Consider the following 19,202-nt stretch of genomic DNA (forward strand, 5'->3'; position numbering starts at 1 on the left):
GGTGAACTTGCCTGCATCGTACGTTCTTAGAGTGGTGAAAAATTCCATGAAAAGGATAGTGAGCATATCTGACCTAGGCAAGAACGACATCGACATCGCCGGAGGTAAGGGTGCCAATCTGGGAGAGCTCGTCTCCGCGGGATTCAACGTCCCACCCGGATTTGTACTGACCACCGCCGCTTATGACTATTTTGTGGAGACCAGCAAGATCTCGGACCGGGTCAAGGATATCCTGGCCAAGGTCGATGCGGCCTCCGAGTCCTCGCTCAACGACGCTTCGGTCCGCATCCGGGAGCTCTTTGAGAAGATGGAGATACCGGACGACCTGAAGGAGCAGGTTCTGTCCTCTTACAAGACCATGTTCAAGGGGAAAAAGTCCGGCCTGGTGGCGGTGAGGTCCAGCGCCACGGCGGAGGACCTTCCCACGGCCAGCTTCGCCGGCCAGCAGGACACCTATCTCAACGTGGAAACGCCGGAGGACCTTCTGGACAAGGTCCGCAAGTGCTGGTCCTCTCTGTACACCCCCAGGGCCATCTACTACCGAGTGACCAAGGGTTTTGAGCACTCCAAGGTCAAGCTGGCGGTCGTGGTGCAGAAGATGATCAATTCCGAGATCTCCGGCATCATGTTCACCGTCGACCCCAATTCCGAGATGCCGCACATAATCATCGAGGCGGGCTTTGGGCTGGGAGAGGCCTTGGTCGGAGGGAAGGTCACCCCCGACACTTACGTGGTCGATAAGTTCCACGACAAGATACTGAACAAGCGCATCGCCAAGCAGAGCTGGAAGCTGGTACGGGGAAAGAGCGGCGACACCGAGAAGGCCGACGTCCCCGAGGAGATGCGCGAATCCCAGAAGATGACCGACGAACAGATACTGGCCCTCGGGGAGATTGGACGCAACATCGAGGCCCATTACGACAAGCCGATGGACATCGAATGGTGCGTGGAAGAGAAGGTCCTTTTCATTGTGCAGGCTCGCCCGGTGACTACCCTCTCGACGAACGGGGTCAAGCCCGGCAGCAAGGCGGTCGATCATGGGTTGGCCAAGAGCGCCAAGGTGCTGGTGAAAGGAATGGGGGCCTCGCCCGGTCTGGCCGGCGGCCCCGTGCGCATAGTTTCCGATGAGATGAACCTGGAAGTGGTCAAGAAAGGAGACGTCATGGTCACAGCCATGACCTCGCCGGACATGGTCCCGGCCATGACCAGGGCGACGGCCATCGTCACCGACGAAGGTGGCATGACCTGCCACGCCGCCATAGTGGCCCGTGAACTGGGCATACCTTGCATCGTCGGCGCTTCCCACGCCACCGAGCTGCTAAAGGAGAACACCTTGATCACCGTGGACGGCAGCATGGGCGTGGTGTACGAGGGCGTGGCCGCTCCCAAGAAGGCCGAGGAAAAAATAGCATCCGTCGCCGTGGCCCACGTGGCCCCGGTAACCGGAACCAAGGTGTTTGTGAACCTAGCCATCCCGCAGAAGGCCGAGGAGGTCTCCAAGCTCCCGGTGCAGGGCGTGGGACTGATGCGCATCGAGTTCCTTTTCACCTCCTACATCCAGGAGCACCCCTGCGCCCTCATCGAGAAGGGCGAATCGAAGTTCCTGGTAGACAAGCTGGCGGACGGCATCTCTATGGTGGCCAAGGCCTTCTACCCCCGGCCGGTCATCCTGCGCACCTCGGACTTCAAGACCAACGAGTACCGGGACATGGAGGGCGGGGAGAAGTTCGAACCTCACGAGGAGAACCCTATGATCGGCTGGCGCGGATGCTCCCGCTACGTCTCCGACTCCTACCGCGAAGCTTTCAAGCTGGAGCTGAGGGCCATCAAGAAGGTGCGTGAGGAGATGGGCCTGAAGAACCTGCATGTGATGCTACCGTTCGTCCGTACCATCGACGAGGTCAGGCAGATCACCGCCATGATGACCGATGTCGGTCTGGTTCGCAACCGCGACTTCAAGCTGTACCTGATGGCCGAGATCCCGTGCAACATCTTCATGGCCGAGGAGTTCGCAGAGTGGTGCGACGGCTTCAGCATCGGATCGAACGACCTCACGCAGCTGATCATGGGCGCGGACCGCGACTCGGACGTGCTGGGCAAGATGGGCTACTTCGACGAGAGGAACGAGGCCATAAAGCGAGCCATCAAGATTCTGATCGAGGCCGCCCACCGCAAGGGATGCACCGTGGGAATATGCGGGCAGGCCCCGTCCGTCTACCCGGAGTTCACCGAGTTCCTAGTAAAGGCGGGGATAGACAGCATCAGCCTGAACCCGGACACGGTGATCAGCACGCAGGTCATCATTGCCTCGGCAGAACAGCGCATACTGCTGGAAGCGGCCAGAAAGACCCTTCACTAAACCCCTTTGCTCATTTCTATTGCTCGCCCTTGAGCAGCCTGGTGGTGATCTCCACCAGGGGATGGTGCGAGCCCTCTATTATTTTCACGTCGTCCAGGGTATACAGTCCCTGCTCGTCCGCGCTGTGTTCCAGCCCAAGGTCGACATCCCGGCTGGGCTCCAGGACGAACGCGGAGAACTGCCGCACGCCCATCTGCTTGGAGGCCAGGGCGCGGTGATGTCCGTCCACGAGAATGAAATGGTCGTTCTTCTGGATGACGATGATCGGTTCGACCAGTCCGCGCTTGATCTCCTCCTTGCGGCCCATAAGCTCGTCGGCGTAGACCTCGCGCTGGGTGGGGCGCAGCAGCTCCACGGGGACGATGCGGCGCCGGACCATGATGGAGACGCCGTGCTTCGCCTCCAGGAAGTTCTTGATCATGGCCACCTTGTTCGGGGTGGCCCGCTCGATATGCGAACGCACGATGTCCAGGTTGGAGATGATGCCCAGCAGGATGCCGTCGTCGTCGATCACCGGCACATTCCTCAGACCGTAACGGAAGAGGATGCGGGCGGCGTCGTCCAGGTCCATCTTGGGATTGACGGTGACGGTTCCCTTGCGAATGATATCTTTTATCGGCTGTTCGGGTGTGTGATAGAAGCGGAGCAGCTCTTTGGCGGTAATGAACCCCATGAGGTGCCCGTCCTCGGTCACTGGCATGCCGTGAAACTCGGTGGATATGAGCAGGTCTACCGTCTGTTTCACCGTATAGTTGAGGGGCACGTGGACCACTTCCCTGATCATGTAGTCCTCCACCTTGAGCTTCCGTTCGGCCATGTGATCCGCCGAACTAACCGCAGTCGGTGATTAATACTTTCCCTGATGGCCTATCAATCAGCTCAATATCTCCCCCGGCCGTTTTCCTTCGGCGGCTTAGGCGCGTCAAACGCCTGCCATATCTGCAATGCCAGGTAAGGCGCGGACATCAGGAGGGCGGTGAACACCCTGACCCCGAGGGAATATTCCGTCAGATCGAGGGCGACTATCCAGAACATCAGCGAAAAGAAGGCCAGAAACCCCCCGACGATCAGGAGGGTCACCCCTTTGGCCTTTTTCCCCATATAGATGTGCCCGACACCCATAAAGCCCATGAATCCCAGCCCCAATCCGAGAAAGAAAGCCTTCCGCCGGTCCTTGCCACCAGGATAGTTCAACGGCGCGTTAACGGGCAGAGGTGCTTGGTATGTCTCAGACGGCGCACGCTGATAGGGATTGTACGACGGGGTCGACGGAGCCGTCCATTGTCCGCCCTGAGGTTCAGATGGTGCAGACTTGAGTTCGAAGTTGGCGCCGCAGAAAGGGCAGAAGTTGAACCCCTGATCGTTTCCCTTGCCACATTGGGGGCAATAGATGGTATGGACGTTCACCTTGTGCGCCACATGCGCGGCCGTCTGCGGGGGCGAGGGAGAGTACGAGTTTTTCCTTTCCACCTTAAGCCCCCAGTTCCTCTCGATCCACTCGATGGCCGATTCGACCTCGACCCGGTTCCTGGTTCCAGTATTGTTGATCCTGCCGGACTTGGTCTCGAAATAGATGGTTAGCAGGTCTCTCATCTCATCGGCCCTCGGTCCTTCCGAGAAGCTGGAGACAGAAATGGAAGCTACATCCTCCCGTCTGATGAAATCAGGCCGCCTAAGAACCCGGTTGAACAGAAAGGAATGGAACTCGAACCCGTTCGAATACAGGGTGACCGGATACGCGCCTTTCATCAGGACGGACTTCAGGAGGAGGTGCTGGGTGATGGTGGCCGCAGATATTATCGGCATCATGGCCATAAATATCCATAGCATCGAAGGAACCAAGAACAGGCCGACGGATAGGAGCACGCCATTCAGAAAGAAAAGGTCCAGCAGTGCCAAATTGACTATCAGTCTCTTCCTCTTGATTGAAGGGTCGCAGACCGAAAACGTCCTCACCAGCCCGCCCTTGTTGATAAAAGTCTCGTTCTTCAAATCCCCACCGCCAGGCCTATCTGCATCATCATTTATATGTATTTCTAACGATTTATAAAAAAAGGAAGTCCCGACCTATCCGTCGCCCGTCTGGATGACGTGAATGCAATGGTGCCAGCAATCCTACGGCACCTAAGGGTTAAATATTACAATTCGATAAGGGGAAAGGCCGTAAGTCCCGGTAGTGTAGCGGCCTATCATGAAGCCCTGTCGAGGCTTCGACTCGGGTTCAAATCCCGACCGGGACGCTTTTCATCTCCTTCTCACCTGTACGATGACGACCGCAGCGATGGCTATTGTCGCGATGGTCAACGCTCCGACCAACAGCCACGGGAACTCGTCCGCTGAGGCGACCGGCGTTCCGGTCCACTGATTGTCGTCCAGGTCCGAATCCCAGCCTTCTTCCGTGATCACCGAGACCGTGAGGTCCCCTTCTGCGAAGTCCGTCAAAGGTATCTGGCAGGCGACTGATCCGCCTGCCAGGACCGTCACGTTCTTGCGGTACACTACGCCCCCGGCCTCTACCTCCACCACCACGTCCGCGTCCAGCGGGCCGTCGTTGGTCAGTACCGCACTGAGCGTCCATCCGTCATCCCCTTCGGTGCAGGTGGCGTTGTTCATCGCGATGTCCCCGGTCCTTACGCTCACCAGGGCGAAGGTGACGTTCCGCCCTCCGTGGTCGTCCGTGACCGTCAGGCTCACCCAGAAATCGCCATCCAGCTCGTACCGGTGAACGATGCTCGGTCCTTCTCCCGATCCACCGTCGCCAAAGGCCCAGGTGTAGTTGGTCACGCTCCCATCCAGGTCCTCGGCGTCCGCGGTCAGGACCATATCTCGCGGATGGCCGGTTCCCTGTTCAGCAATTATTCGCGCCTCTGGTAGCAAGTTGAGCACGACCACCGTCGCCTCTGCCGTCGCTGACCCTCCAACGTCATCGACGCAGGTGAGGGCGACGGTATAGTTGCCCGGGGACGAATAAGCGTGTTCGACGGTCTCTCCTTCCCCGGTGCTACCGTCGCCGAAGTCCCAGTTGTACGACGCGATCGTTCCGTCCACGTCGCTCCCGGTCGCCTGGAGCTCTATCAGGTCCAGGGACCAGTGCTCCCCTTCCGGAGAGATGATGGAAGCCTCTGGCGGACGGTTGAGCACCACCACCGTCCTGGAGGCCGATCGGCTCGCGCCGTTCTGGTCGGTGACGGTTAGGACCACCAGGTATTCGCCCGGAAGGGCGTAGGCATGGACGGGAGATGACGCGGTGGAACCGTTCCCGTCCCCGAAGTCCCAGCTCCAGTGGTCCAACGTACCTTCGCGGTCAGAGGAGGTGTCATTGAAGTGAACCTCTATCAAGCTCAGGACTGTTCCCGTGCATACGAAAGAGGCGGTGGGAGGGGAGTTGAGCACCGTCAGGCTCTTGGAGGTGGTGCTCGAAGCGCCATTATCATCCACAACCGTCAGGGTTACCTGGTAAGTTCCCAGCCTGGCATAGCGATGAACGACACTGCTTCCCGTCCCGCTCTGTCCGTCCCCGAAGCTCCAGGTCCTGGAAGCGATCGAACCGTCGCTGTCCGTGCTGCCGTCCGTGAAGGTCACCTGGTCCAGGCTGTAGATGGATGAAGGGGACCAGGAGAAGGCGGCCGTTGGCGCCATGTTCCCCACCGGAACGTTCCTGCTCCTCGTGGAGGTCCCACCATCCGCATCCAACACGGTTAAGGTGACGGTGTAATCCCCGTTCAGCCTGAAGGCGTGGTTCGGCGAGGCCACATCGGAGGTGGTGCCATCGCCGAAGCTCCAGCTCCAGGTCACGACGCCTCCGTCAGCGTCCGATGAGTGGTCCGTGAAATGCACCAGGTCACCAGAACAAGGTTGCGTTGGGGAGTACGAGAAATCGCTGGTCGGGGCGTAGTTCACGATGTTCAGGTCCCGGTCACAGGTGCTGTTGAGCCCCTTGTGGTCGGTCACGATCAGCTCTACGATTATTGGGCCTTTCACGCTGTACCGGTGACTCACCTGGCTGCCGTAAGCCAGAGTTCCGTCCCCCAGGTCCCAGGTCCAGTTGGCGATGCCCGAGCCGCTGTCGCTATAGTCGGTGAATATCACGCTGACCAGGACGTCCGGGACGGCGGGACTGACCGAGAAGTCGGCCTCCGGTTTATCATGAAATATGCTGCACAACGAGACCTTGGGATAATGGTCGTAGACGTCATCGGTGTCATAGGCCACGTCCACGATGCCGTCCGCACCGTAAATGCTCTGGGACACGCCGTTCCTGTGGTCAATAGTCAGGTGATCGGACCAGTGGTTCCCCCCGGCAGGATAGTCCTTGCCGAAGGTCAATGTTGACGACGTCCCGCAGACCTGCCGCTCGTTGTTCAACAGGTCGTTGCTCCAGATCAAGGCGTCCGAGCCCATCGCCCATATGCCGACCGAACAGTTCTCCACGGCGTTCCCGATCACCTCTATGCCAGTGCAGTCGACCAAGGTCAATCCCTGACCGCTGCCGCCCAGGCGCAGTCCGCGCACCACAGTATCGTGGCAGTCCACCAGGTACAACGCACCGATGTCACCCTCCACGGTGACGCCGTCCTCCTGATGCAGTATCACCACCGGGCCGAAGGTGACGTTCACCCTCTCCAGGTCCGGCAGGAAATGCGCCTCCAGCGTTCCCGAGATACTGAGGTCCGCCTCATTGTTCAGCAGTTCGATGTTCCGCAGCACCAGCCCGCTAGATGTATCGATGGTCAAGCCCACGGACCCTTCGGTCCAGGTCACATTGGACAGCTGGCCAGAGGAGCTCAGGAGGTAAAGCCCTCCTCCATGTCCTGTGACGCCCTCAGCGACCAATGATGAGCCGTTGAACAGACATTCCGAGCTCTGGTCCAGCAACTGTGTTCCGGACAAGGTCACCGACGCGCCTTCCAGCGACCACCCCATCCCCCCATGGACGATGGTGTCCCGAAGCTCCAGCGACCCACCGTCCATCGTGCTCGGGGATGTCGTGGAGAGTCCTGAGAGGTCACTGCCGCTGAACCTCACCACACCTCCGTTGGACATGAATACATAACTGGAACCGCTAAAGGAGGAACCGTTCACCAGCAACGTGCCGTTGACCTGGACCTGGTGGTCGCTCCCGGCCGAAAGGAACTCGATGGTGCAGTTGCGTATGTCCAGGGTCGCTCCATCGTCGATGATCAGGCTGCCAGCCAGTTCCTTATGCAGGTTCTCCCAGAGGGTGTAATTGGATATCCTCTGGTAGACCCGGACCTCCACACTAAGCTGGTCGTTCTCCGAGGTACCGTCAGTAGCGCATTCCACGACCGCGGTGAGGACGTATGGGCGCGCCTCCGTGGGGGTCCATGAGAGGGTCACCCAGGTGCTCTGCCCAGAGGTGATGGAGATCTTAGTCTGGTCCACCAGGACGTCATCCGCCATCAGGCTGACGTTGCCTTCCTCCGGGAAATCGCCATTGTTGCTCACCAGCACGTTCACTTCCGTTTCCTCTCCCAGCACGTAGGCGTCCGCGGATATCTCCTGCACCGCCAGGTCGTGCGTCCCCTGCCCGGCCTTCTTCACGCTGGTCTCCGGATCCCCCAGAAGGTTTTGTTCCATGTACACCCAACGGATGGTGTTCGCGGAGGATGCCGACCCCACCAATTCCTGTTTAGACTGGGACATAGCCTTGCCCAATTGCGTCACATCATCGTCGAACACCTGGCTGAAGAAGGACAGATCGAACTTCTGCGAAGACCCGGAGGTGCTGCCCTGGGAGTACCAGCCGTAGCGCGAGTTGCCGATGAAGGCCGCCGCGCCGTTCTCCCCGATGACGAACTCCTCAGCTATGCTGTCGTACGGGTAATCGGTCCCCTGGTCGAAGCCAGCTACCATGCAGGCCTGGGTGTAGACGATGAACGGATGCTCGTTGTTCAGGTTCGCGGCGTTCAAAACGCTGAGGCCGGCGAACGTCCCGTAGTTGCCATGGCCCATGTGGTTTATGATGTGCGGGCTGGTGTTCATCGCTGATATGAAAGCGGAGGCGGAGAAGGTGTCATCCTTCGCGTACAGGGTGGTTAGGCTCAATCCTTTGTCGGCCAGAATATTGTCGTACACCTCGTCCTTGTAATCATCGCCATAAGTTGGATAATCATCCAGATACTCGCCGACGAACAGCAGATCGACGCTGTATTGGCTAACGTATCCTTTCTCGTACTCAATGGTATTGTTGACGAAGTTCCAGGCCTCCTGGACGTTGGAAACCGGAGCGCGGCCGACGTAGACCTCGGCCAGCATATCGGTCCCATCCACATACGATTCCCCGTATACGCCATCAAGGTCACTGTCCCAATCTCCGTCCAGACATGTGAAATAGATGTCAGCTGGCAGCTCATCGGAGTAAGTGCTATATGACACCCATACCTTCCGGGAAGGAATGACCTCCTCGTCCCCGCCTATGAGCACGTAGCTGACGCCCCATTCCTGATGGGCGGCGATGATGAAATTGCGGACGATGGTCTGGGTATCGTTGCCCGTGCCGTCATGCGAGGACGGCGTCCCCCAGAAAGCGCTCTGGGCCAGGATGAACTGCAATGTCACCACCACGCTGGTGATGTCCTGGGAGCTCGACCCCCGCTCGTTCCTTTCCCCCTTCCACTCCGCCAGGGATAGGAACGGTGCCGTCAGGGCCTCATCGGTTATGATGAGGTGTTCGTAGCTTCCCGTAGGCAGAACGCCCTCCGGCACCAGGCGGTCCAAGTAGGGTACCTCGTCAGGGTTATCGACCATCTCCCGAACCATATCCAGGTCGCCCAGCCAATCGATGCCGGTCTCCTCGCTCACGATGGTGACGGTGAAATCGGATATGAAGGTCAGCTGTCCGGAGCGGCTGTCCCAGACCAAAGGACGCAGGTTCAGGCAAACGATCTCCACTCCTTCCAGCACATAGGTGCCGGCCAGGTCCCAGGACCCTCGATCGACGATCTCCTCGACCACAGTGCCGTTGCCCGCCGGGGACTCGAAGGGATTCCGAGGATAGTCGGAAATTATCTCCACCTTAGAAGGCGAGGACGAGCCCACCTCCAAATTCTTCAAGGTGTAGCCAGGCTGTAGAGCCAAAAGCAAGTTCTCCACCGGCAGTGAGGGGGCTCCGGCGACGGCGTCCTGCGACAGCCCCTGCAAGGTGAATGTCCGCTCGTCGCTCTCCAGGTCAACGGTGGGCGCAGAGAAATGATACTCATAGGACGTGGTCAGGTCCCCGTCCTCCGCGGACAGGCTGGCCGATGGAAGGGGGAGCACCATCAGGACCGCCAATATCACTATTGCCGCCCTGTGCAAGCTGGTCGACGCGTCCATATGCAACCCCAGTCATATTCAGAAGGTACCCTTTGATATATAATTCGATTCACATCGCTGTCAAGAAAATCGCATCTTGGAAAATATTAGAATGACAAATCGTAATCGTTCGATTCTTGATCGGTTTAAGCATATTAGCAATTCAGCTCAGCGGATCATCGGGATGACCTCATCAAATATGTAATCGAGGCGTTTGTGGAACTCGTCCTGCTGGACCTTCCATTTACGGTTCAGCCCCGAATCCTGCAGGAGATGCATTCCTTCCGGGTTCAGGGGAAACGATCCGGAAACGGTGCAGACCACGATGCTCCATATCCTCCGACAGGCGTCGACGGAATAACCGCCACCCCCGGTCACCAGGTACCTTCCGTCGCAATGGACGTGCGCCAGGCGGTGGGTGGCCTCGGCCATCTTTTCGAACGCTCTCGTTGACAGCCCCATGCCCACCAGGTGGTCGGTGTAGTGGGCGTCCGTGCCGAACTGATGGATGATTATCTCCGGATGATAGGCCTCTAAGGCGGCCGATACCACCTTCTCGTAGGTGGGCGCGTAGACGTCATCGGGCGTGCACCTGGGCATGGGCACGTTGATGGAGTAACCCTTCCCCTCGCCCTCTCCGATGTCCGTTACCGCCCCCGTCTCCGGGTAGAAGCCTGGACCGAAGCGATGGAAGGATATCGTCAGTATCTTTTCCCCATTAAATATGGACTGGGTCCCATCCCCATGATGGCCGTCGATGTCGATGATGGCGATGCGCTTGTAACCGTATTTCCGCTGCAGGCGGCGCACCGCTATGGATAGGTCGTTGAAGACGCTGAAACCGGCGGCCTGGTCGCGCCGGGCGTGGTGAAGCCCGCCCCCCGGGTTCATGGCATGATCATATTCCCCCCGGGCAATGCCCTCCGCGCCGGCCAGGGTGGCCCCGACCATGGCCAGGGCGCCCTCGTACAGCCCTTTGCACACTGGGGTGTCCCCGTTGTCCAACAGGCCGACCCCCAGGCGGCTCATCCCCTTCACGTGATCGATGTACGATTGCACGTGGACCTCTCGAAGGTCCTCTTCGGTGGCCAGGGGCGATTCCACATAGATCAGTCGATGATCGAAGACGTCCAGCTCCCAAAGGGTGTCGCGGACCTTCTGGAACCGGATTGGTTGATAAGGATGCTTCGGACCGAACTGGTACTTGAGCATTTCATCATTGTAGAGGAAAGCTGTGGTTCCGCTCATCAGTGTGACCTTTCCGTTGGCCCTTTCAGCTTAGGCGTAGGATAGACCATATAACTTTTGTCTATCAATCGACAAAATGGATGGCCACGGAACCTTCCTTCGTCGCCAATCTCTTGGAGATCATGCCAGCCTCCACCCAGCAGACGTTAAAGACCGCAATGGGCACCAGGCAGGTCGGGGTCAGTATGCCGTCCTCTGCTTCCGTCAATATGCGGGAGCCCTTTTGTTCGTTAATGTCGTCCATGCTCACGCTATGCAAGTGCTCCGCGTAGTTCATAACGTTGGAGCAGTCCGATTCGATCTTAACCTTGATCCGGTCCTCCCCGTCCATCTCCGCGGTCACCCAGGTCTCGTGCGAGCAGATCGGGGTGACCACCTTGACCCTGGATGTCATTGAAACGATGAATCCGACTAGGGGTATAACACACTTATCTTGTAAGAAGTTGGCAGATCTCTATGGGACAGCCACAGGTCAATACCCGATATATTGATGAGTAACACGAACGTGTCCATTTTTAACATAATACTTTATATCAATAAAATGTTACTGTGCCAATTCGAATCGATGGTGTCATCATGAAATTCACGAAGGTAATCGCGATAATAGCCACCATTGCCATGCTGACCGTGGTCATTCCATTGGGTACGATGGCTGACAGCACGGTCGACGGCAGCGGGAACATCAGCATCACAGATTCCCGTGGGGTCACGACCAACCTCACCGGACCAGCCACTCATGTGGCTTCGTTCGGGGCGTTCGTCACGAACACCCTTGTGGACATCGAGTTCCTTGAGAAAGCCGTAATCTTCGATGCTGGTTCAGAGTACAACAAGAGCGCCATACCAGAAATGATGGGCATGCCGCTGAACAAGTTCATAACCGTCAGTGCCGCGAACAAGGATGCGGTCATCCAGACCATGCTGGACATGGTGGATAACAGCACCTGGAACAAGACGACGGACGTGATCTTGGGATACGGTTACAATTCCTATTCGGTCATGTGGTCCGAGCTCGAGGGATACGGGTTCAACGTGGTCACATTCTATCCTAACTCATATCTCGGTATCGTCCAAGTAGTAAGGGACATCGAGACCATCGTCGGAGCGAACCATAGCGTTTCCGAGCAGATGACATTTGTTAAAACATACATCTCTGAAACCCTGAGCAATGCTGGAATCGACGAAACCTCGGAGAAGGTGACAGCCCTCTATGCCAGTTACAGCAGCAATACTCTGAAGCTCGGGAACAACGGCTCGGTGACGGTCGATTTCATCAATTACGCCGGAGGCATCAATGTCGCCGAAGACCCGTCCAAGGCCTCTCCAACGTACGCTGTGGACTTTTCAGCAATACTGCAGCTTGACCCTGATTTCGTGCTTCTCGACGGTTATTATTCCGGGACAGCAAACGACTTCTCCACCCTGATCGGTAACTTGACAATGCCTGTCTATAAATTGAGCAAATCGTGGAACTCGTATTGTCCAGACGCGGCATTGGGACTGTGGACCGTTGCCTGTCTTTTCTATCCGGAACAGTTCAGCGGCAATATGCCAATGGAGGGAGAGAATAATAACGGGACCATATCCATAACGGACTCGCGCGGAGTCACCACCAACCTGACCCAGCCCGCTCCGCATGTGGCAGCCTTCGGCGCCTTCGTCACCAACACCCTGGTAGACATAGAGGCCTTGGATAGCGCGGTCATATTCGACGCATCTTCCGCGTACTCCAGCAGCGGGATCAAAGAGGTGGAGAACTTCTCGGCCGACAAGTTCATTACTATCAGCTCCAGCAACAAGGACGCCGTCATCCAGACCATGCTGGACATGGTGGATAACAGCACCTGGAACAAGACGACGGACGTGATCTTGGGATACGGTTACAATTCCTATTCGGTCATGTGGTCCGAGCTCGAGGGATACGGGTTCAACGTGGTGACCTTCTATCCAAACTCGTATGATGGCATAGTCCAGGTCGTAGAGGACATCGAGACCATCGTCGGAGCGAACCATAGCGTTTCCGAGCAGATGGCCTTCGTCAAGGAATACATCGCTACGGTCCTTAGCGACCACGGCATCACCAACTCCTCGCAAAAGGTCACCGCGTTGTATGCCAGCTACAGCAGCAATACGCTGAAGCTCGGCAACAATAGATCGGTGACCGTGGACTTCATCAACTACGCTGGTGGAGTGAACGTCGCCGAAGACCCGTCCAAGGCCTCTCCATCCTACGCCGTCGATTTCTCGGCCATACTGCAACTGCACCCGGAGTATGTGCTACTTGATGGGTATTACACTGGGAGCGCGGAGGATTTCTCAGCGCTGATAGGGGACAGCTCCATCATCGTCTACAAGATGAACAAGTCCTGGAACTCCTATTGCCCCGACGCCATGACCGGCCTGTGGACCGTGGCCAGTCTGCTCTATCCGAACTACTTTGAAGGGGGCATTCCCACGGAATATACGAATGAAACCGACGATGGGGGGATCGATACCAACACTCTGATGATAGCCGCTGGCGGGATATGCATAATCCTGCTAGCGGTCGGCGTGGTCATGATCACCAGGAGGAAGGGCAGGAAGGGGTGACGGAACGCCCCATCCAAACCATTTAATCATCATCTTTTCTTATGAGGGGAACCATGGACGGCATCGCGAAGAAGCGTAAAAGGACTGTCGTGGTCTTTGCCGCCCTTTTCGTAATATTGTTCATATTCATGGTGCTGGACCTGACGCAGGCCTTCATACCACTGTCCTTCGAGGATGCCTTCTGGGCTCTTTTCGGCATCGGTTCCGAGACGGATGTAATAATCGTGCAAAGGATGAACCTGCCCCGGGTGATAATGGCCGTTTGCGTGGGTGCCGGTCTGGGCATCGCGGGCGCGGTCATGCAGGGACTGTTCCGCAACCCCATGGCCTCCCCTTACATACTGGGCCTTTCATCCGGAGCTTCCCTGGGCGCGGCCATCGGGCTGAGCTTCACCATATCCTGGCTCCCCTCTCTGATTACGATTCCCCTGTTGGCCTTCATAACCTGTATGGGAACGCTGTTCCTGGTCTACTTCATATCCCAGGTGGGGGGAAGGGTGCCAACGGAGACCCTGCTCCTATCGGGCATCGCCGTGGGATCGTTGCTGTCCGCCCTGGTCTCCCTGCTGACCTACGTAGCCGGAGATCAGATGCAGGGCATAGTCTACTGGACCATGGGGAACCTGACCAACGCCAGGTGGGACAACATAATGATCGTGGCCCCGCTCATCATGGCCGGGTGCATCATCATGGTGTCCTGCTCCCGGGACCTCAACGCCATGATGCTGGGGGACGCCCACGCGCAGGACCTCGGCGTGGAGGTCAAGAAGGTCAGGCTCCAGCTCCTTATCGCCTCAGCGTTGGTGACCGCAGCGGCAGTGGCCTTCGTGGGTGTCATAGGCTTCGTCGGATTGGTGGTGCCGCACATATTGCGCATCCTCATGGGCCCGGACAACCGGGCTCTGCTACCAGCCTCGCTCATCGGCGGGGCGGCCTTTCTGATGATGTGTGATTACATATCCAGGGTCATCGCGCCCAACATCGGCATCCTCCCGATTGGCATCGTAACAGCGCTCATCGGAGCGCCATATTTCATCTACCTGCTGCGCAGAAGGCGTAGCGATGTGGGGTGGGACTGATGCTGAGCGCCCAGGACATCAGTTTCATGTACCGGGAAAAGCCCGTCCTGGAGAACGTTGACCTTACGGTGAACAATGGGGAGATACTGGGCATTCTGGGGCCGAACGGGTGTGGCAAGACCACTCTCCTGAAGCTCTTGAACCGCAACCTCCACCCGCAGAGCGGGAAGGTGCTGATGAACGGCACCGACCTCGAGGACGTTTCAAAGAAACACATCGCCAGGCACATTGCAGTGGTCCCGCAGAGCAATGAGATCAGGTTCGCCTTCTCGGTGAGGGACATAGTGACCATGGGGCGTATGCCGTTCCTCGACAGTTTCAGGGGGGAATCGTCTGACGACATGCGCATCGTGGAAGAGGCGATGGAGAAGACGGGCATCACGGAGTTCGCCGACAGGCTCATCAACAACATGAGCGGAGGGGAGCGTCAGCGTGTGATCATTGCCAGAGCGATCGCACAAGAGCCGGATATACTGCTTTTGGACGAACCTACGCTGCATCTGGACATCAACCACCAGTTCGAGATCCTGGACCTGGTGAAGAAATTATCCGACAATGAAGGGCTGACGGTGGTCATCGTTTCGCACGATCTGCCTATGGTGACCAAATACTGCGATCGTATGGTGCTCATCCATGATCACAGGATATTCGCCGAGGGAACCCCGGGGGAAGTGCTCACGAGGGAGAACATGAGAACGGCGTTCAACATCGATGCGGCATTCGAATACGATGAGACACTGAAAAGGAACAGTATCAAGATACTCGGTTCCTGCCCGAAGTATTGAGCCTTCATTCTTCCTTGGTCCCCAACGTTAACATGTTCCTGGAACTCACGGATTATCAGGGAAAGTTAGAAGAGGGAGATTTTTCTTGCATAGTTCCATGAGGCAGCTCCTGCGGGGAAAGATACACCGGGCCACGGTCACCGCCGCCGAGCCCGATTACGTGGGAAGCATAGTCATTGACCAGGACCTCCTGGACCGGGCAGACATCTGGGCGGGGGAGAAGGTACTTGTCTCCGACGTGGACAACGCCGCCCGTTTCGAGACCTACGCCGTTCCAGGCAAGCGGGGTTCGGGTGTCATAAGCGTCAACGGGGCCGCTGCGCACCTGGTGAAGGTCGGCGACAAGATAATCATCATGGCCTTCGAGATGACGGACCAACCCATACCCTCCAAAGTAGTGTTGGTAGACCAGGGCAACCGCTTCGTGCGCAACCTGTGATGGCTAGCCCAGGGACCAAGAAAGCTTTATCATATCCCGTCCATTACTCGCACAAGTGATCTAATGGCGTCCAGTGACTTCGACAAGTTGATGAAGCAAGGTTATCAGCTCATGGAAGAAGGGGAGTACTCTCAAGCCCTGTCCAAGTTCGACAAGGCGATCAAGATGGAACCTTCCGAGCCCTCGGCCTATCTGGCCAAGGCGGACGCCGGAGTACTAGTTCCAAAGGTCTCGCAGGAGGAGATCGTGGCGCTGTACAAGAAGGCCTCCGAGCTGGACCCCCAGAACCCGTTCATTTATCAGGGCTGGGGCGCGTTCTGCATGGACATCGGCCTGTTCAACGACGCCGAGACCTGCTACACCAAAGCCGCCCAGGTGGACCCGGAGAACGCCATCTACTACTACTCGGAGTTCGGCGTGGAGTACTACAAGAAGGCGCTGGTGGTCTACGAGCAGCGCCTGGACGAACAGACCCGGGCCATCATCGCCAAGAAAGCGCTCAAGTACCTGCTGAAGTCCATCGATTTGGACGAGGCCGGGGCCAAGAAGTTGCTCTAAGCTTAATGCAGCAGCTCCTTTTCCGGCGGTCTTTCATGACCGCGGTCATGTCGGTCCGGTGAACAATTCTGGCACACGTGACCATATCGGTCGAAGTGCTGAGAACAGACCAGCCGACCGCACAGGCTACAGCTATATCTTGCCGGCTTTCCGCAATAGGAGCAGAGGCCCAGGACCTCCATGGAATTCCATTGTTCGGTCGGTTTATATCATTAACGCCTCAGAGCATCTTCAGGTGCTCCAGGCCTTCCAGCACGCCCTCGGAGTGCTCTTTCTTCGCCACGTAGTCCGCCGCTTGCTTGGCCAGCTCCGAGGCGTTCCCCACTGCCACCCCGTAGCCGCACCCCCGCAGCATGATGGCGTCATTGTCCGCGTCCCCGAAGGCCACCACCTCCGAGGGGTCCAGGTCCAGCAACTGGCAGGCCTTGGCCACTCCGGCCATCTTGCTGTGCCCCTTCTCCATCATGTGGATGGCGAAGCCGGTGGCCTCGATGTCCACTGGCCATCCTGATAGCAGCTCCCGCACCTTCACCAGGTCGGCGCTGCGGTTGAGCGCCACCTCGGTCTGCCGCCACTGGTCGGTATAAAGGCGCTTTATCCCAGGTATCTTCTTTTGAAGATGAGCAAAGGCCCTGAGGGGCTCCTCGTTGGAAAATAGTCGATGTACCTCGTCCCGGTACGAGACGATGCCGCCGTTCTCCGCCACTACCGGTCCTTGGAGACCGATGAAAGTTGAAAGGCCGTAGGCGATAGGGAGAACGTTCCCGCTGGCCAGCATGACCATGTATCCTTTGTCCTGCACTTTCCTCAACGTCTCTATCCCCAGGGTCTGGATGACCCTGCGGGGATCGGTGATGGTGCCGTCCACATCGCACACCATCGCCCGATATCGCATCTTCATTCCGAATCCCGTCGCAGCTCGCCGAGGGTGGTGATCCTCTCGGCCATGGCGTTGTGCTTGTGGATGGACTCCTTGCTCTCCGACCGCACGATGACCTCGGTCGTGTCGGGCAGGTCGCTGTAGCGCTCCACGACGGCCTTGAGGATGTCGCGCACGATGTCCTCGACGAACTTGTCCACCGACTCCATGGCGCAGGGGCAGGCGGTCATGCCTATGACCCGCACGCCGATCATCTTGGTCATGCCATTGCCCCGTTTGTGGCTGGCCTTGGCCACCAGCTTGTAGGACTCTATGCTCTTGCGTCCGGTCGGCAAGGTCCTCTCCAGGAAGTAGTCGGCGTTTATGTGCACCTCGGCGTAGGTGGCGTAATCGTGGCGCTCCAGCAGCTTGCGGCACACGTCCGCGGCCAGGACCTCCAGTCCCTTGATCGGCTGGCTTACCCCCTGCTCCACGATCTCCGAAATGACCTCCAGGTTCCGGGAGAGGTGGGAGCCCCTCTGGGTGGAAGGCAGGTCGACGAAAACGTCGATATCGCAGTTGAGGCAGGTGTCCTTGCCCCCGCGGTGCACCCGCACCGGCTTCTTGACCCCGGTGACCCCCACCCGGGTCAATTTGAACCCATTGGTCAAATGCCGGTTCTGAACATCGCTCTTAGAAATTCACATCACCGCTTCCTCCATCCGGGGATTCATTTTATATCTTAGCCTATCAACAATTTTTTTGGTAAACGATGTTCCAACTGGTCGAACTTCCTTCAGCAGTCATTTATACGGAATACAAAATCACCATACGATGATATGTGGCCTTGACGAAGCTGGCCGGGGTCCGGTCATGGGACCCCTGGTAGTGGCCGCAGTGCTGGTGGAGGACGACCGGCTCTTCCGCGAATGGGGGGTCAAGGACTCCAAGCAGCACAAACCGGAGGAGAGGGAACGGCTATCTGAGCTGATCAAGGCCTATTCGTCCTGGAAGGTGGTGGTCATCACCCCGGAGTCCATCGACGACCGGAAAGGGTCCACCTCGCTCAACACCCTGGAGATAAGGGCCTTCGCCTCCCTCCTGGACGACCTGCGCCCGCAGAAGGCCTTCGTGGACGCCTGCGATGTGAACGAGGTCAACTTCCGCCGTCTGCTCATGAGGCAGACCAAGTGCGGAGCGGAGCTGGTCTGCGAGCACAAGGCGGACGAGAACTATCCTGTGGTCTCCGCAGCCTCCATCATAGCCAAGGTCCATCGGGACGAGGCGATGCGCTGCATCGGGGCAGAGCTGGGAGATGTCGGCAGCGGTTACACCTCCGATCCCAAGACCAGGGCCTTCCTGGAAAAATGGATAAGGGAGAAGGGGGATTTGCCACCCCATACCCGGAGATCATGGGCGACGGCCAAGGAGATGCTTGGCGTGTCCAAGGTCTCCAAGCTGGACGAATGGGAGTGATTTTATGGCGGTCAAACAACACCTGCTCAACGCTATCGACAAGTTCAACGAGAAGATGCAGTGCGACGCCCAGCTGCGGGAAGAGGTGGGCGCCCTGAAGAAGCAGGTCAACATCGACCTGGGGACGGAGCATTACTCCTTCCTCCTCAAGGACAGCTGCATATCCCATTTCGACGAAGGGGTGCTGGAGTGCCCGGACATCGTGGTGTGCTCGGACCCCCAGACCATCGAGGACCTTTTCACTGGCAAGCTGAAGCCCATGAAGGCCTGGGCCTTGCGCAAAGTGGTCATAAAAGGTTCGCTCGAGGACGTGTTGAAGCTGCGCAAGTTCTTTTGAACCAGCCTTCCATCGCAGGTAGAAAGGTTTATAACCGGCCTAAGCATGATGGGGAAATACCATAGCGGGGTAGGGTAGCCAGGACATCCCGTCGGGCTCATAACCCGGAGACCGGTCGTTCAAATCGACCCCCCGCTACTTCTTCTGAACTCTTCGGTC

15 protein-coding genes and 2 tRNA genes are annotated in these 19,202 nt (G+C 57.7%); 10 read left to right on the forward strand and 7 right to left on the reverse strand.

Translation table 11 applies throughout. The features are described 5' to 3' along the window. Window positions 1-46: 46 nt before the first annotated feature. Complete coding sequence (ppsA, locus tag NT131_02140) at window positions 47-2,359, forward strand: phosphoenolpyruvate synthase (protein ID MCX6650445.1); 2,313 nt, start codon at window positions 47-49, stop codon at window positions 2,357-2,359. 16 nt (window positions 2,360-2,375) lie between these two features. Here the strand turns inward: ppsA and NT131_02145 are convergent, their stop codons facing one another. Both NT131_02145 and NT131_02150 read right to left on the reverse strand, forming a co-directional pair. Next, window positions 2,376-3,176: a CBS domain-containing protein gene (locus NT131_02145; protein MCX6650446.1), complete on the reverse strand. Its 801-nt coding sequence runs from the start codon at window positions 3,174-3,176 to the stop codon at window positions 2,376-2,378. 62 nt (window positions 3,177-3,238) lie between these two features. Further along, window positions 3,239-4,351: a zinc ribbon domain-containing protein gene (locus NT131_02150; GenBank protein ID MCX6650447.1), complete on the reverse strand. Its 1,113-nt coding sequence runs from the start codon at window positions 4,349-4,351 to the stop codon at window positions 3,239-3,241. Window positions 4,352-4,526: 175 nt separating this feature from the next. On the opposite strand from NT131_02150, the gene NT131_02155 reads away from it, so the two are divergent. Then, window positions 4,527-4,599, forward strand: a tRNA-Asp gene (locus NT131_02155). 4 nt (window positions 4,600-4,603) lie between these two features. Here the strand turns inward: NT131_02155 and NT131_02160 are convergent. From NT131_02160 to NT131_02170, 3 genes are all read right to left on the reverse strand, one after another. After that, on the reverse strand, window positions 4,604-9,694 hold the full coding sequence (locus NT131_02160) for a PKD domain-containing protein (protein MCX6650448.1): 5,091 nt from the start codon (window positions 9,692-9,694) through the stop codon (window positions 4,604-4,606). A gap of 147 nt (window positions 9,695-9,841) precedes the next feature. Then, window positions 9,842-10,921, reverse strand: coding sequence for a hypothetical protein (locus NT131_02165; protein ID MCX6650449.1), 1,080 nt, complete (start codon window positions 10,919-10,921; stop codon window positions 9,842-9,844). A gap of 64 nt (window positions 10,922-10,985) precedes the next feature. Continuing rightward, on the reverse strand, window positions 10,986-11,315 hold the full coding sequence (locus NT131_02170; protein MCX6650450.1) for a hypothetical protein: 330 nt from the start codon (window positions 11,313-11,315) through the stop codon (window positions 10,986-10,988). Between the two features lie 182 nt (window positions 11,316-11,497). Between NT131_02170 and NT131_02175 the strand changes: the two genes are divergently transcribed. The 5 genes from NT131_02175 (at window position 11,498) to NT131_02195 (ending at window position 16,371) form a co-directional block, all read left to right on the forward strand. Then, the gene (locus tag NT131_02175) at window positions 11,498-13,510 is read left to right on the forward strand and encodes a hypothetical protein (GenBank protein MCX6650451.1); all 2,013 of its coding nucleotides are present in this window, start codon (window positions 11,498-11,500) and stop codon (window positions 13,508-13,510) included. Window positions 13,511-13,563: 53 nt separating this feature from the next. Beyond that, complete coding sequence (locus NT131_02180) at window positions 13,564-14,589, forward strand: iron ABC transporter permease (protein ID MCX6650452.1); 1,026 nt, start codon at window positions 13,564-13,566, stop codon at window positions 14,587-14,589. Further along, entirely contained in the window at window positions 14,589-15,374 is a 786-nt protein-coding gene (locus tag NT131_02185; protein MCX6650453.1) for an ABC transporter ATP-binding protein, read from the forward strand. The genes NT131_02180 and NT131_02185 overlap by 1 nt, the downstream gene beginning before the upstream one ends. Before the next feature lie 85 nt (window positions 15,375-15,459). Next, the gene (locus NT131_02190; GenBank protein ID MCX6650454.1) at window positions 15,460-15,813 is read left to right on the forward strand and encodes an aspartate 1-decarboxylase; all 354 of its coding nucleotides are present in this window, start codon (window positions 15,460-15,462) and stop codon (window positions 15,811-15,813) included. 63 nt (window positions 15,814-15,876) lie between these two features. Continuing rightward, window positions 15,877-16,371: a hypothetical protein gene (locus tag NT131_02195; protein ID MCX6650455.1), complete on the forward strand. Its 495-nt coding sequence runs from the start codon at window positions 15,877-15,879 to the stop codon at window positions 16,369-16,371. Window positions 16,372-16,591: 220 nt separating this feature from the next. Here NT131_02195 and NT131_02200 read toward each other — a convergent pair whose 3' ends face one another. Both NT131_02200 and NT131_02205 read right to left on the reverse strand, forming a co-directional pair. After that, window positions 16,592-17,272: a phosphoglycolate phosphatase gene (locus tag NT131_02200; GenBank protein ID MCX6650456.1), complete on the reverse strand. Its 681-nt coding sequence runs from the start codon at window positions 17,270-17,272 to the stop codon at window positions 16,592-16,594. Further along, entirely contained in the window at window positions 17,269-17,931 is a 663-nt protein-coding gene (locus tag NT131_02205) for a GTP cyclohydrolase, FolE2/MptA family (protein ID MCX6650457.1), read from the reverse strand. Before NT131_02205 ends, NT131_02200 begins: the two co-directional genes overlap by 4 nt. 133 nt (window positions 17,932-18,064) lie before the next feature. On the opposite strand from NT131_02205, the gene rnhB reads away from it, so the two are divergent. The 3 genes from rnhB to NT131_02220 all read left to right on the forward strand — a co-directional run bounded on the left by rnhB (window position 18,065) and on the right by NT131_02220 (window position 19,181). Next, window positions 18,065-18,706 (forward strand): ribonuclease HII, encoded by a 642-nt coding sequence (gene rnhB / locus NT131_02210; GenBank protein MCX6650458.1) that lies wholly within the window; start codon window positions 18,065-18,067, stop codon window positions 18,704-18,706. Between the two features lie 4 nt (window positions 18,707-18,710). After that, complete coding sequence (locus NT131_02215) at window positions 18,711-19,043, forward strand: SCP2 sterol-binding domain-containing protein (GenBank protein ID MCX6650459.1); 333 nt, start codon at window positions 18,711-18,713, stop codon at window positions 19,041-19,043. A gap of 63 nt (window positions 19,044-19,106) precedes the next feature. Further along, a tRNA-Met gene (locus NT131_02220) sits at window positions 19,107-19,181 on the forward strand. The last annotated feature ends 21 nt before the right edge of the window (window positions 19,182-19,202 follow it).

The organism is Methanomassiliicoccales archaeon, assembly GCA_026394395.1.
In the GTDB taxonomy this organism is placed as follows: Archaea; Thermoplasmatota; Thermoplasmata; order Methanomassiliicoccales; family UBA472; genus UBA472.